This window comes from Mesobacillus maritimus (genome assembly GCF_019749255.1).
Taxonomy (GTDB): domain Bacteria; phylum Bacillota; class Bacilli; order Bacillales; family Cytobacillaceae; genus Mesobacillus_B; species Mesobacillus_B maritimus_A.
The window spans coordinates 70277-83847 of the sequence record NZ_JACWFH010000008.1 but is presented as its reverse complement, the minus strand read 5'-3'; the positions used below and the strand labels follow the sequence as shown (position 1 = coordinate 83847).

Here is a 13571-nt window from a genome sequence, read left to right as displayed (position 1 = left end):
ATGGACTGTGAATAAGTTTGAAGAAAATATTACAAACAAACGTCATGATATCATCGACGCAGGTGTTGGATTTGTTGTTTCGTTTGGTTTCTTTGCAACGATGTTCATCATTGCGACAGTCGTTCAAGTTATTGGAAGATAAATGGTACATAGCTTGGTGTTAATTAGGGATTGCTACCGGCAGTCTCTTTTTCTTTGGCTCTTTTCCCAAACTGTATAGCTTCTGGAGATTAAAGAAAGTTGATTAGCATAAGAATAGAGCGTACAAACGTATCTTAGAACATAAAGACGACTGTTCTTACAGATACATTTTTATGGTCTTTACCAACATTCTTTAAGCAAGCGGCTTCTACACTTGGCTCTTTCTGCCAATCAACACTTTTTTATATCCTATGGCATCCAAGTTCGAAAGGTTCCTGAATCTTCTTTAAAAGTGTAAATAACCGCTCCTTGAGTATCTGTTCTGTATAATTTAATTTGGCGGCTCTTCAACCCCTCAAGGACCTCGGCATGTGGATGACCATAACGATTCCCATCACCAGCTGAAATAACAGCGGTTTCAGGCTGAATAGTATCAAGGAATACTTCGGAGCTTGATGTTTTGCTACCATGATGTCCAACCTTCAATACATCTACATCCATTTGCGAATAATGATTTATTAATTCTACTTCTCCACCTGATCCAAGGTCACCGGTAAAAAGCCACCTTTTCCCTCCAAAACTTGCATATAGGACGATCGATCCTTCATTTTTATCTTCGAGCTTTTCTAACGGACTAATAATTTGAAAGAAATCCTGCCCTACTTTCCAACGGGCACCAGCGCCAACAATTCTTACTTTAGCTTGATTTGTTTCTGCAATTCTTATGACTCTTCTTTCCATTACACTCCGTTCAACTGAAACAGGCATAAGGATTTCCTCAATCCTCAATTCTGACAAAATCGCGGGGGCACCTCCAATATGATCCATATCTCCATGCGTCAAAATTAGTTTTTCCAACTTCCTTATCCCCTCACTTTTTAGAAAAGGCACCAAAATATCTTCACCTGTTTCAAAATGGTCTCTTTTTTCTTCCCATGCTTCTCTATGGAAGGAAATGGTCCCACCGGTATCAATTAAATAAGTTGCACGATTATATGGCAATCGAATCAAAATACTATCTCCTTGTCCAACATCAACAAACACGACTTTTCCATAAGGAGAGAGATACGGAAACACAATTTGAAAAATTACCGGAATGAAAGGTAATAGAAAAACAGCAAAGCTTTTCTTCCTCTTCTCCCAGCTAATAAAAAACAACAGATAGATCACTAAATACAGAAGCAAAATGAACGGGTTTGGCTTTCCGATTACAACCGATGAAAACGAGAAGGATGCAAACAATGCTGAAACTTTATTGGCAAACGCGACGATAAAGGACATCCAAAACAGAAAAAAGTCTGAAACGAATGGGAAGAATATTCCTGTTAAATAAGTAACTAGTACAAGCGGGAGGATGATGATAGAAAAAAGTGGAACAAACAATAAATTTGTCACAACAGATATGAGAGAAATCTCGTAGAAATAACTTAAAAGAATCGGGATACTTGCCAGTTGGGAAACAAATGAAACAGCAATCAATCTAAGTAAGTAGGATTGAAATGTATTAATAATTTTAGTTGAGGAGAGTACCAAGGCAAGACTAACACCAAAGGAAAGCTGAAAACCTGGCTCATAAATGGTATAAGGAGAAATGAGAACTAGGAATAAGAAGGCAATCGAGATTGCGTCAAGCGGAGTAATTTGAACTTTTAATCTTCGTGCGACCAACATCAACATGAGCATGAGCACGGCTCGGTTAACAGAAGGTGATAAACCCGTTAAAACAGCATAACAAGGGAGAATCAAGATCAAAAACAACTCTGCTTTTTCCCTTGTCATTCCTAATCGCAGAAGGAAAGCAAAGCACATACCAGTTAAAAGAGCAACATGAAGACCTGAGATGGCTAATAAATGGACGGTTCCCGTTTTTGTATAGTCTTCCTCCATTTCAGGATTCATCAGATTTCGGTCTCCAAATAAGAGCGCTGCGAAAATAGCTGCAAGTTCTTCATCCATTTTCTCTTCTAATTTAAGTACTTCTTTTTGCCTAACCCTTTTAAGGAGCGTAATCAGATTGCCTTGTGGTTGTGTACAGATCGCAGGGGAAATGTCATTTGGTTTAAGAATCCAAAAAATCTCTTTTCGCTTGAGATACAATTGATAATCAAAACTATTAGGATTCGTTGCCTGATTTGGTGTTGCGAGCGTTCCTGTAACTTTACAACTTACGCCTGGATAGATTCGTTTTTGCAGAGCTGCCTTTTCCTGAGGAGAACGAAGTCGGTAATTTAGAATAATTCGTTCTCCACCAGAAGCAACTTCCGCTATTGCCGAAAAGCGGTTTCCATCAATATTAATTCCATCTATGAAATGAAGAGTAAACTTTGTTTCATTGCCCTCCAAGACACTTACTTGTGAAGAAACTGTAAGAAATCCTATTATGATAAAAGAAAAATACACGACAATAGAGATCAATAAGTAGCGACCACTAAATTTTTTTGAATAAAAGTAATATAAAAGAATAAGTAGTGAAAGTGAACTGAAAAGGATAGTGTTTCCAAAAACACTTAACAATCCAAATAAGGAAATGATTGCTACATAGATTAATTTCCCTTTCATTTATCAGTCTTTAAGAACAACTTGACGACAATTTACCTGCTCTGTTTTGACACCTGCTCGTTGAAATAATTCCAATGCATATGGATGATTCTTATAATCTTCAGCATAATAGACCGTCTTTATCCCTGCTTGAATAAGGGCTTTACAGCATTGTAGACAAGGGAAGTGAGTCACATAAATATCTGCATCAGCTGTTGGCACACCGAATTTTGCACATTGTAATAGTGCATTCATTTCTGCATGAATGGTACGTATACAGTGATTGTCAACCACGTAGCAACCTTCATCAATACAGTGATCGCCACCAGCAATGGATCCATTATATCCACCTGCAATAATACGCTTATCTCTCACAATCGTTGCACCAACCGTTAATCTAGTACACGTACTTCTTAAAGCCAACAGTTGGCTCTGAGCCATAAAATATTCGTTCCAAGAAATTCTTTCCATTATGATTCCCCTTCTTTTACATTCTATAGTTTTAGTTTAAAGGTTTATATACTTGTCTGCAATTTCTTATTTAACAGTGATAAGATCTTTTAGTTTTTCAAAGGTTTTGTCCCCAATCCCAGAGATGGACTTTAAATCGTCGATTGTTTTAAAAGCTCCATTACTTTCCCTATATTCAAGGATAGCCGATGACTTTGCTGGTCCTATCCCTGGCAGGGTCTCTAATTCACTTGTTGTCGCTGTATTCAAATTTACCTTTCCAGCTCCTTGCGTTGTTGAACTTGACTGCTGATTGGATGCTCCTACCCCTCCAACCTCAACCATTTGTTCTCCCTTTTTAGGAATATAAATAACCATCTCATCACTTACTTTCATAGCGAAGTTTACAGCTGAAGGATCGGCATCTTCTTGTAAGCCACCTGCTTTTTCAATTAAATTGATGATCCGTTCATCACTGTTCACCTCATAGACACCTGGTTTTTTCACAGCCCCCTTAATATCCGCCATCATGATTAGGGGGGCTACTGGCTCAGGTTCTGGTGTTGCTTCACTTGGTACACTCTTCTCGCTCATGTCTTCTTCCGGTAACCATCTTTCCTCTGTTACCACTTCTTCTTTAGGCATAGAATTTGAAAAGTAAGCATAGGAAAAGAAAAGAATCAAAACAGTACCAACTAATAAAAATAGCTTACGTTCTTTTAACCACTCAATCATTCATAACACCTTTCTTTCTTAGGTTATATTTTGATAAATGGACACATAAATTCATAGGAGAAAGAGACCCGAATTGCAAGAAGGAGGGAAGGGATTTGAAAATAGGGATTATTGGCACCGGAAATATGGGGAGAATTTTGGCTGAAGCCCTGATTGATGGGAATGCCGTTTCCCCTTCTTCGATGATCGTTACCAATAGAACATTGTTGAAAGCGGCCGAGTTAAAAAAGGATTTTCCTGGGATAACGGTTGAACCAAGTGCAGTAGAGGTAGCTGAGCAAACTGATGCCATTTTTGTATGCGTGAAGCCTCATGATGTATATCCACTATTACAGGAGTTAGAATCTGTGCTAACAAAGGATAAATGCATTATTTCGATTACTAGTCCTATCAGTGTGGCACAGCTAGAAAGTGCGGTACCCTGTTCAGCTGCAAGAGTGATCCCAAGCATAACGAACAGAGCCCTTGCGGGAGTTTCACTCGTATCCTACGGGTCAAAGTGTAGTGATAGCTGGAAACAGGAACTAACTTTATTATTTAATAAAATCTCTACACCTGTTGAAATAAATTCCTCGATTACAAGGGTAGCTTCTGACATCGTAAGCTGTGGTCCAGCTTTCTTTAGCTATTTGTCACAACAATTTATCTTAGCGGCCGTAAAGAAAACGGATATCGACTATGATACGGCGACAAAGTTGACTAGTGAAATGTTAATTGGTCTTGGGGAGCTCTTGAGCAAAGAATTTTATACCTTGCCTACTCTGCAGGAAAAGGTCTGTGTGAAAGGCGGAATAACTGGTGAGGGGATTAAGGTCCTGGAGAGAGAACTTGGTGATGTCTTCGAACAATTATTTGAGGCTACACATCGCAAGTTCGATGACGACTTGAATATAACTAGGGATCAGTTTGGTATAGATTAATTTTTCGACACTAATCTACTCATTCCTTCTTTTTTTAGGCTTATTTCTCAAATTTTTTTGCTCTTAAAAAAAGCAAAACCATTATTCTGAGCTACAAAAGAAATTCACTAATGACAAAAGAGTGTGCAAACATTTAAAACCTAATAACGAGCTGAGCTCACGCAAATCGGCTTTAGGTTTTTAGCAACACTCCTTAATAAAACAGCCTTTTAAAAAAACCAAGTGCTTAAAAAAGCACTTGGTTTTTTAAGTTCACACAGGTTTATTTTTTAGAATAAATTAAAATCTCTTCCTAGCCGCAAACAAAATCCGCTCTGGCTCAGGTCCTGGTTCACCTTGTTGGAAGTCCGCTATCGATTCAAGAAATTCGAAACCTGCCTCTTCTAACAGTTTGATATATTGAGTTCCTTCATATGTACGTTGATAGTGATATTCTTCTACACGATCATATTGTCCAGTTGACTCGTCGAGGACAAAAAAGGTAAGTTCATGTTCCACGCTATGTCGAGCCTCACCAGGAAAACAATTCCAGATATACGAAATTTCTTCATCATTATAAGTAAAAGGTCCTTCTTGGAAAATAACATCCATTTTAAAGATGGAGTGAACATCAAATAAAAACAATCCTCCAGGCTTTAAATGCTCAAACACCCTCGCGAAGGTTTGTTGAACATCTTCGGGTTCATGTAGGTAGTTGAGAGAATCGCAAAAAATTCCAATAAGGTCATACTCACCTAGCCCATTCAACTGCGTCATGTCCTGATGGTAAAAAGGAATGGATAATCCATTCCTATCAGCCTTTGTCTGGGCGACCGCCAGCATATCTTCAGATAAGTCTATACCCGTCACATGAAAACCTGCTTGGGCAAATCGAACGGAAAGCTCACCTGTTCCACATGCCAAGTCCATCATCTTTTTCCCATTCACACCGTATTTCCTAGTCAGATTCTTCACCCATTCTACCCACTCATCGTAGGGAACATCCTCCATTAAGGTGTCATATAGATAGGCAAACCTCTGATAGGTCATGGAGTAAGCTCACTCTCAATATTTTCGAGTGGGGCATCTCCCCAAAGGCGTTCAAGATTATAATAACTTCTTTCATCCCGATGGAATACATGTGCAATGACGTCACCTAGATCAATTAAAATCCATCTTGCTTCGTCAAAACCTTCCATTCGGTTGATATCGTACCCATTCTCTTCGGCCTTATCTTTAATTTCACGTGCAATCGCCTGAACTTGCTTATCGGAATTTCCGTGACAGATCATAAAATAATCAGCAACTAATGAGATTCCTTTCATATTTAAGACTAAAATATCTTCTGCTCTTTTATCATCTGCAGCTTTTACTGCTGTTTGTAACAACTCTCGTTCGTTCATTCAATCAATCCTCCCTAATTTCACTAAATCATTATACGTGTAAATTGTGTCCGGGTATACAGGCTGATTCTTTTTCATCAAAAATTGAATGGAATTTTTTAGCGCCTGGATTAACGCCTGATTAAGATTATCCTTTGCTAAATTTCTTACTTCATCCACTCCTGGAAACCGTCTGCCGGGTTCTATGTAATCTGCCAAATAAATAATTTTATCTAACAAACTCATGCCGATCCTGCCTGAAGTATGATAACGAATGGCGGCTAGAATCTCCTCATCCTTTAGCCCGACTTCCTTCTCAACGAGAAATGCTCCTACAGGAGCGTGCCAAAGTTCACTATTAAATTCTAGTAACAGCTGTTCCATCCCCTGGTCGATAATAATTTGCTTCATTTCGTCTTTCGGGCGAAATTTGGCATAATCATGAAAAATAGCTGCAAGCTCTGCCTGTTTCACATCGACTCCATACCTTTTTGCAAGAACAATCGCCGTTTCCATAACCCCAATGGTATGTTGATAGCGATGGTCTGTTAATTGTACTTTTACCGTTTGTAACGCTACTTCACGATCCATATAATCCATTCTCCTCTATATAATCCCGAACCAAATCGGGCACTAAGTACCGGATGGTTCCGCCACTCTCTCTTCTCTGTCTAATCATACTGGACGACAAATCAATCGACGGGGAGTCGATTAATAAGACTTCATATTCTGTTTTACTGCTGTATCGCGGACGATTAACTCCTACAAATTTGACAAGTTGTTGTAACTCATCAATTTTATGCCATTTAGCTAGGTATTCAATCATGTCTCCGCCAATAATAAAATAAAACTCATGATTTTTATGTCTATCTGTCAGGATCTTCATTGTCTCATACGTGTATGAAGGTCCTTGCCGTTCCAATTCGAGCGATTCGACAGCAAAATGAGGGTGGTCTTGAATCGCTAATTCTAGCATTTTCACCCGTTGTTGATTGGAGACATTACCTTCTTTCTTTTTATGAGGCGGCTCTTGGTTTGGCATAAACCAGACTTTTTCTAACTCTAGCGCATGGAACACCTCATTCGCAATAATAAGATGCCCCGTGTGTGGCGGGTTAAATGTTCCACCAAGAATCCCAATCTTCACCATAGACACCTCTTTCTTCCAATTAGCGAGGGAGTTCGATTTGTTTATTTTCTCGTGATTCCTTATAAAGGACAATGGTATTTCCGATTACTTGGACTAGTTCTGCCCTCGCACCTTTTGATAATTTTTCAGCAACAGTGTCTCGATCTTCATCACAGTTCTGCAAGATACTGACCTTAATCAATTCGCGGGCTTCTAGTACATCGGAAATTTGATCGATCATATTCTCATTCACTCCACCCTTTCCTACTTGAAAGATTGGATTCAAATGATGGGCCTTCGCCCTTAAAAACCTTTTTTGTTTTCCTGTTAGCATGGATATCCTCCTAGTTGTTTCAAAACGTTTTCTTTCATCCGCTCGGTATCCGGGAATAGGCCTGTCCATATTTCAAATGCAAGTGCTCCTTGATAGACAAACATCTCAATTCCATTTTGTGTACGAGCTCCGGCGGATGATGCCTCTTTCAAAAATTTTGTTTCAAGAGGGTTGTATATTATATCACTGGCAAAACTAGCTGGTTTTATTCCTTTTAACGATAAGGGAGCCTCCTCAATGTTAGGGGCCATACCAATTAAAGTTGTCTGGATAAGTAAGTCATACTGTTCTAACCGTTCTTCAGCTTTCTCTATAGTAAACACTTCAGTCTCAACAGGGAATGGACATGTTTTCATTAATTCTACCGCTTTTGCCGGCGTTCGGTTACAGATGTCAATTCTCTTTACACCCGCCTCAGCCATTGAAAAATAGATGCCCCTTGCTGCGCCTCCTGCGCCAATCATCAGCACAGTTTGACCTGATAGAGAGGGAATTTCCTCTTTTAGACCCCGGACATATCCTCTACCATCCGTGTTATAGCCAATGAGTTTTCCTTCTTGATTCTTAACTGTATTAACAGCCCCAATCGCTTTAGCAAGTGGATCAATTTCATCCAGGAGAGGCATAATGTCCGTCTTATGCGGCACAGTGACATTAAAACCTGCTACACCGATGGCTTTAAGTCCTTTTACAGCGGTCTCCAAACCATCTGAAGTGACATGAAAGGGCACATATGCAGCATCCATTTCATAAAGATCGAATAGATCATTCATCATAACTGGTGACATTGAATGAGAAATTGGATCTCCCATTACCCCATAAAGCTTTTTCATTCCTTCTCCCCCTAAGTAATTCTATGCACATTTGTATAACAGCACCAGAGTCTACTATTGAAAGGGCGATAAAATTACTTTCACTTTATTTTCTCTACTATATTGTCTATGTTTCCTTAACTGTAGGTTACCACTTCAGACAACAATAAGAAAATCATCCATATATATTAACTCAAATCTTAGATTAATGATTTACGTAACATGACCTGAACACCTTTTGGCACATGAGCAGCTATCTTTGCGCCTGCTTCATTCACCGTCATCCAGCCAAGACCTGAAAAAACAATATCTGTTTTAGGTTCTTTAATCGAGAACTCATACCTTACGAGTTCAGGAAATTCATTTACTTGTTCCTCCCGCGGAGGAGTTAACAATTCACCTACATGGTTTTTATATAGTTCATCAGCCTTTTCTAACTTGGTACGGTGAATATTCAATTCATTTGACAGATAGCAGGTAAATGACCTTCTCCCCCCACTAAGATAGTCAAAGCGAGCCAAGCCGCCGAAGAATAGTGTTTGCTCTTCATTTAATTGGTAAACTTTTGGTTTAATCTCTTTTTTCGGAGTAATGAATTTTAAGTCCCGTTTATCAACAAAATGTGCCATCTGATGATGATTAATAATTCCCGGTGTGTCAATTAACGATTTCCCATCATCTAATGGAATTTGGATCGTATCAAGTGTCGTCCCAGGGAAATGGGAAGTTGTAATCACATCTTCTTCACCTGTTACTTCTTTGATAATTCGGTTGATGAAGGTTGATTTGCCAACATTCGTACATCCGACCACATAAACATCCTTGCCATTTCGATATTCATCAATTGCCGCTGCAGCTTCGCTAATGTTCTTCCCTTTTGCTGCACTAACTAGAAAAACATCCTTAGGGACCAAACCCAATTCCTTCGACTCTTTTTTCATCCATTCAATTAGCTTGTTCTGATTTACTGATTTTGGAACAATGTCCGCTTTATTTCCAATCAAAACAACAGGGTTTTTACCGGCAAACCTTTGAATGCCCGGAAGCCAACTTCCATTGAAATCAAAGATATCAACTATTTTTACAATTAAAGCGTCTTTCTGACCAATCCCATTTAGAATCTTTAAGAAATCATCATCTGTTAAACTAACATCTTGTACTTCATTATAATGCTTGAGCCTGAAACAGCGTTGACAAACAACAACCTCTTTTTCCAACGAGGACGATGGTGCATAACCTAATTGTTCTGGTTCTTCTGTTTGAATCTTTACGCCGCAGCCTGTACATACGATTTGCTGGTCACTCAATACTTAATCCTCCCAATTCAGTTTCCCTTGTTTTCTGAATATATTTAAAAGCCTTCTTTCAATAGCACGGTTAAACTTAGTGGCTAACCCGTCTGTTTGTGCCACTGGAACAACAAGGATTGTATGAAACCCACCCCTATTACCACCAAACACATCTGTCATCAATTGATCTCCAATCACGACAGTTTCCTCTTTCTTTAATCCCATATCGGCTACAGCTTTATTAAAGGCAATAGTCATCGGCTTTTTAGCACGATAGATATAAGGAGTAACAAGCGGGTCCGCAAAAAACTTAACCCGTTCTTCATTATTGTTTGAAACGATGGTGACAAGTATATTATGTTTCTTCATATTTTCAAACCATTCAATGAGCTTAGGGGTAGCCGATGGACGGTCCCACTCCACAAGAGTATTGTCCAAATCAGTGATAATCCCTTTTACCCCTTTTTCTTTTAAGCTTTCCGGCGTGATTTCAAATATACTTTTCACATGCTGATCTGGCAAAAAATGCTTTAGCACTGTATTACACCTCATTATAAATAATTGCGATTATATCATATCTAAATTTTTCCCTTGATTCAAAAATATATCAAATATAAGGAGAAACTTTTCGACATTTTTCAACCTTTTCCAAGGGTGTGGATAACTTTACTCACATTTTACCGCTTGAAATTCATATAATTCTTAATCTTATAAACAACTTAATCACAAGTTATCCACTGGTAATTGTGGATAATTCGAACGGTTGTTCTACGAGTTTAAATCTGATAGAGTAAGGGTACAAATGATAAATAACTTACTAGTATATGTACATTAGACCTTTATTATACATTCATTTTCGGGGGTGAATGACGTTAATGCGAAAGCTTTCGGATGAATTGTTGATCGAATCTTATTACAAGGCTAGAGAACTCAAACTCAGCAAAGAGTTTATCTTGTTAATTGAAACAGAAATTAAGCGTCGGTCATTAGCTCATAAAATTCGAGTTTCTTCTTAAAAACGTCTTATTGGACGTTTTTTGTTTTAGTGAAACCCTTTTAAAAGGGAGTTTTAATAGATTCAGAACAAATTGGCACAGAGCCTCTCTGTGCCAATTGTTCACTTCCTATTAATTCAAGGTCCCAAGCTTTTCTCCCACCTTGATTGGTTTCGGAAGGTTTATCTTTACAGGTAGGTTTAAAGCGTCCTTTTCAAACAGAAGCACAACCGTTGAACCAAAGGAAAAATAGGCGATTTCCTGCCCTTTTTGCAGCTCGTCTCCTTTGTGTACGGGTTCAATACAATTGACAAACATCGCCCCTACCTTTACTACTGCTAACCTGCGATTCTCGTATCCAATTTCAGTAATTGTTCGATAGTTCTTTGCAAGTGTGTCTTTCCCGTATTTAAGACCAAGTCGATTAACAGGGTAGGACCTGGAACCAAGCGTCCATTGCTTCAGCACTTTACCAGCTATCGGGCTGTGAATCCGATGATAGTGACTAGGACTTAAGTAGAGAACCATATACTTCCCTTGCTGATATTGTTCCGCTGCTTCCCGAGAACCAAGCATTTCTGCTATCGAGTACATCTTCCCTTTCACATTAATCTCGTGACTTGGTTCAATCAAACCTATGTCTTCAATTACCGCATCAACTGGGCTAACAACAACATCGGCTTGCTCAGTAATCGGTCTTACACCAGGTTTAAGCTTACGAATAAAGAAATCATGCAAGCTTGCATATTCTTGCAAGTCCTTTTCCATTTCTTCTTGATTGATGCTATAGACTTTTGCAAACGAAGGAACAAACCTTTTACTCACTCGGGAACGAGCAAATTTTTGAATCATCGTCGATGACCATCTTCGATTTGTTAATTCGATGAATAAACGATATAAGCTTTGAATCAAAGCAATAACCTCCGAGGTAGTCGTACATGGACTAGTTGCACAAAATTCACCTTAATTTCATGAATGCCATTATATCATTTATCTAGATAGCCAGACAATCATTGAGTGATTTTATCGTTCGTTAGTTTGAGGAATTCCTCAACATCGTCTACACATAACTTAACAGCCTTCTCCCAGAACTCCTTTTCCGTTAAATTGACATTTATATGCTTAAGGGCCAACTCTTCAACAGTCATTGAAGCAGTATCCTTAAGAAGCTCGATATACTTTTCCTCATAACCATCGCCCGCTTCTAGTGCTTGAGCGTAAATGCCCAATGAAAACAAGAAACCAAATGTATAAGGGAAGTTGTAGAATGGTACACCTGTGATAAAAAAGTGCAGTTTGGAGGCCCAAAATAGTGGATGATAGTCTTCTAACGCTCCACCGTATGCCTCAACCTGCGCCTCCTCCATCAATTGATTTAGCCTTTCAACACTGATAACCCCACTTCTTCTCTCTTCATAAAAACGTGTTTCAAAGAGGAACCGCGCATGAATATTCATCAATAATGCAACAGAGCGCTGAATTTTATCCTCTAGAAGAGCAATCTTTTCTTCTTTCGTTTTAGCTTTTTTCACTGCCGCATCTGAGACAAGCATTTCCGCAAAAGTTGAAGCAGTTTCTGCTACATTCATAGCGTAATTCCGATTAAGTAAATGTAAATCTTTCATTGCATAAGTATGGAAGCCGTGTCCTAGTTCATGTGCAAGTGTCGATACATTTGAAGGCGTCCCTGAATAGGTCATAAAGATCCGTGATTGACTGCTTTCCGGAAAAAATGTATGAAAGCCACCCGGCGCTTTTCCTTCACGGTCCTCCGCTTCAATCCAATTATCTTCAAAAGCTTTTCGAGCAAACTTAGCCATTTCTGGACCGAATTTTTCAAAATGGTCAATGATAAAGTCTGCGCCTTCTTGATAGGTCATTTTCGTTGACGACTTTCCAAGGGGAGCATCAAGATCATACCAACTTAATTTTTCTAGACCTAACAAGCTAGCTTTTCGCTCTAAAAATTGAACGAAGGGTTGCTTTTGATCTGAGATCGCTGACCACATGCTATCAAGTGTTTCTTTTTTCATGCGGTTTATGTCTAACGGTTCCTTTAACACGTCTTCCCAACCACGTTGTTTATATGTATTCAAGCGGAAGCCTGCTAAGTGGTTTAAGGTCTTAGCAAAAAAGTCTGCTTTCGCACCCCAGGCTTTTTCCCATTCAAAGAACGTCTCTTTCCTTACCTCTCGATTTCCATTGGAAAATCGGTTCGCTGCCTGCCCAACGGAAAGCTGCTTTACTTCACCATTTTCATTGATGTGGATTTTCACTGAGCTTACTAATAAGTCATACATTTGACTCCAGCCATGGTATCCATCTGTGCTAAGAGCAGTAATCAATGCTTCCTCTTCTGCTGAGCATTTCTCTGCAGCTCTTTCTCTTCTTTCCTCAAGAACAAATTGCAGCTCTTTTAAGAGTGGATCTTCCATAAACTTGGACCATTCTGTTTCGCTAATTTTCGTTAGTTTATTATCAAATTCCAACAAAACCGTTTGAAAGCTAGCACTTAGTTCTGTAATCTTTGCTTTAAGCTCTGTGGCCTTTTTATCCAAGGTATTTTGTGCTTGTAAACAGCTTACAAATGCTCCTGCCTGGCGTAATTGTTTTGCTGCTCGCTCAAACCCACTAATTAAGTTTATTAGTGCGGTTGTCCCATCTAGTGAACCCTCTGGATTCCAAGAATTCACAGCGTTTCGATAATCACCAATATTCTTCACCGTCTCATCAAGGTAATGTTTAAACCCTTCAGAGTGACTCCCTCCTTGAAAAAAAACCTCAAGGTTCCAATTGTCTGAATATGTATGGACCATGTTCCTATTTCCCCCTTTCATTTCCTACCATTATAGAACTAATTTTTCGTT

Annotated in this window: 16 protein-coding genes; 3 read left to right on the top strand and 13 right to left on the bottom strand. The window is 39.0% G+C overall.

Translation table 11 applies throughout. The features are described from left to right. Window positions 1–7: 7 nt before the first annotated feature. Window positions 8–142, top strand: a complete 135-nt coding sequence (locus tag H0185_RS05765) for a YqzM family protein (protein ID WP_221872098.1) — start codon at window positions 8–10, stop codon at window positions 140–142. 248 nt (window positions 143–390) lie between these two features. On the opposite strand, the gene H0185_RS05760 is transcribed toward H0185_RS05765, so the two are convergent. From H0185_RS05760 to H0185_RS05750, 3 genes are all read right to left on the bottom strand, one after another. After that, the gene (locus H0185_RS05760) at window positions 391–2700 is read right to left on the bottom strand and encodes a DNA internalization-related competence protein ComEC/Rec2 (RefSeq protein WP_221872096.1); all 2310 of its coding nucleotides are present in this window, start codon (window positions 2698–2700) and stop codon (window positions 391–393) included. 3 nt (window positions 2701–2703) lie between these two features. Then, the gene (locus tag H0185_RS05755) at window positions 2704–3150 is read right to left on the bottom strand and encodes a ComE operon protein 2 (protein ID WP_221872094.1); all 447 of its coding nucleotides are present in this window, start codon (window positions 3148–3150) and stop codon (window positions 2704–2706) included. 66 nt (window positions 3151–3216) lie between these two features. Beyond that, window positions 3217–3864, bottom strand: coding sequence for a helix-hairpin-helix domain-containing protein (locus tag H0185_RS05750; protein ID WP_221872092.1), 648 nt, complete (start codon window positions 3862–3864; stop codon window positions 3217–3219). A 95-nt stretch (window positions 3865–3959) separates the two neighbouring features. Here H0185_RS05750 and comER point away from each other — a divergent pair, with 95 nt between their 5' ends. Beyond that, window positions 3960–4784 carry a late competence protein ComER gene (gene comER, locus H0185_RS05745; protein WP_221872090.1) on the top strand — a complete coding sequence of 275 codons (825 nt, stop codon included), beginning with the start codon at window positions 3960–3962 and terminating at the stop codon, window positions 4782–4784. Window positions 4785–5063: 279 nt separating this feature from the next. Here the strand turns inward: comER and H0185_RS05740 are convergent, their stop codons facing one another. From H0185_RS05740 to H0185_RS05705, 8 genes are all read right to left on the bottom strand, one after another. Next, the gene (locus H0185_RS05740) at window positions 5064–5813 is read right to left on the bottom strand and encodes a class I SAM-dependent DNA methyltransferase (protein ID WP_221872088.1); all 750 of its coding nucleotides are present in this window, start codon (window positions 5811–5813) and stop codon (window positions 5064–5066) included. Beyond that, a complete protein-coding gene (rsfS, locus tag H0185_RS05735; protein ID WP_221872086.1) occupies window positions 5810–6166 on the bottom strand; it encodes a ribosome silencing factor in 357 nt (118 codons plus the stop codon). The genes H0185_RS05740 and rsfS overlap by 4 nt, the downstream gene beginning before the upstream one ends. Then, on the bottom strand, window positions 6167–6736 hold the full coding sequence (gene yqeK, locus H0185_RS05730) for a bis(5'-nucleosyl)-tetraphosphatase (symmetrical) YqeK (RefSeq protein ID WP_221872084.1): 570 nt from the start codon (window positions 6734–6736) through the stop codon (window positions 6167–6169). Then, the gene (locus tag H0185_RS05725) at window positions 6726–7295 is read right to left on the bottom strand and encodes a nicotinate-nucleotide adenylyltransferase (RefSeq protein WP_221872083.1); all 570 of its coding nucleotides are present in this window, start codon (window positions 7293–7295) and stop codon (window positions 6726–6728) included. Before H0185_RS05725 ends, yqeK begins: the two co-directional genes overlap by 11 nt. A 19-nt stretch (window positions 7296–7314) precedes the next feature. Next, window positions 7315–7608, bottom strand: coding sequence for a ribosome assembly RNA-binding protein YhbY (yhbY, locus tag H0185_RS05720; RefSeq protein WP_221872081.1), 294 nt, complete (start codon window positions 7606–7608; stop codon window positions 7315–7317). Continuing rightward, window positions 7602–8441 carry a shikimate dehydrogenase gene (gene aroE, locus H0185_RS05715; RefSeq protein WP_221872079.1) on the bottom strand — a complete coding sequence of 280 codons (840 nt, stop codon included), beginning with the start codon at window positions 8439–8441 and terminating at the stop codon, window positions 7602–7604. The genes yhbY and aroE overlap by 7 nt, the downstream gene beginning before the upstream one ends. Window positions 8442–8620: 179 nt before the next feature. Further along, window positions 8621–9727: a ribosome biogenesis GTPase YqeH gene (yqeH, locus tag H0185_RS05710; RefSeq protein ID WP_221872077.1), complete on the bottom strand. Its 1107-nt coding sequence runs from the start codon at window positions 9725–9727 to the stop codon at window positions 8621–8623. Window positions 9728–9730: 3 nt separating this feature from the next. Next, window positions 9731–10246: a YqeG family HAD IIIA-type phosphatase gene (locus H0185_RS05705; RefSeq protein WP_221872075.1), complete on the bottom strand. Its 516-nt coding sequence runs from the start codon at window positions 10244–10246 to the stop codon at window positions 9731–9733. A 338-nt stretch (window positions 10247–10584) separates the two neighbouring features. Here H0185_RS05705 and H0185_RS05700 point away from each other — a divergent pair, with 338 nt between their 5' ends. After that, complete coding sequence (locus H0185_RS05700; protein WP_221872073.1) at window positions 10585–10725, top strand: sporulation histidine kinase inhibitor Sda; 141 nt, start codon at window positions 10585–10587, stop codon at window positions 10723–10725. A gap of 111 nt (window positions 10726–10836) precedes the next feature. On the opposite strand, the gene H0185_RS05695 is transcribed toward H0185_RS05700, so the two are convergent. Together H0185_RS05695 and H0185_RS05690 are read right to left on the bottom strand one after the other, a co-directional pair. Then, on the bottom strand, window positions 10837–11616 hold the full coding sequence (locus tag H0185_RS05695; protein ID WP_221872071.1) for a phosphatidylserine decarboxylase: 780 nt from the start codon (window positions 11614–11616) through the stop codon (window positions 10837–10839). A 98-nt stretch (window positions 11617–11714) separates the two neighbouring features. After that, window positions 11715–13520 carry a M3 family oligoendopeptidase gene (locus H0185_RS05690; protein WP_221872069.1) on the bottom strand — a complete coding sequence of 602 codons (1806 nt, stop codon included), beginning with the start codon at window positions 13518–13520 and terminating at the stop codon, window positions 11715–11717. Window positions 13521–13571 lie beyond the last annotated feature (51 nt).

Excerpts from the sequence above, each read along its gene's own strand:
- yqeK (WP_221872084.1), bottom strand. The coding sequence starts at position 6,736 with ATGGATCGTGAAGTAGCGTTACAAACGGTAAAAGTACAATTAACAGAC.
- H0185_RS05690 (WP_221872069.1), bottom strand. The coding sequence starts at position 13,520 with ATGGTCCATACATATTCAGACAATTGGAACCTTGAGGTTTTTTTTCAA.
- H0185_RS05740 (WP_221872088.1), bottom strand. The coding sequence starts at position 5,813 with ATGACCTATCAGAGGTTTGCCTATCTATATGACACCTTAATGGAGGAT.
- H0185_RS05725 (WP_221872083.1), bottom strand. The coding sequence starts at position 7,295 with ATGGTGAAGATTGGGATTCTTGGTGGAACATTTAACCCGCCACACACG.
- aroE (WP_221872079.1), bottom strand. The coding sequence starts at position 8,441 with ATGAAAAAGCTTTATGGGGTAATGGGAGATCCAATTTCTCATTCAATG.
- H0185_RS05760 (WP_221872096.1), bottom strand. The coding sequence starts at position 2,700 with ATGAAAGGGAAATTAATCTATGTAGCAATCATTTCCTTATTTGGATTG.
- H0185_RS05750 (WP_221872092.1), bottom strand. The coding sequence starts at position 3,864 with ATGATTGAGTGGTTAAAAGAACGTAAGCTATTTTTATTAGTTGGTACT.
- yhbY (WP_221872081.1), bottom strand. The coding sequence starts at position 7,608 with ATGCTAACAGGAAAACAAAAAAGGTTTTTAAGGGCGAAGGCCCATCAT.
- H0185_RS05755 (WP_221872094.1), bottom strand. The coding sequence starts at position 3,150 with ATGGAAAGAATTTCTTGGAACGAATATTTTATGGCTCAGAGCCAACTG.
- H0185_RS05700 (WP_221872073.1), top strand. The coding sequence starts at position 10,585 with ATGCGAAAGCTTTCGGATGAATTGTTGATCGAATCTTATTACAAGGCT.
- rsfS (WP_221872086.1), bottom strand. The coding sequence starts at position 6,166 with ATGAACGAACGAGAGTTGTTACAAACAGCAGTAAAAGCTGCAGATGAT.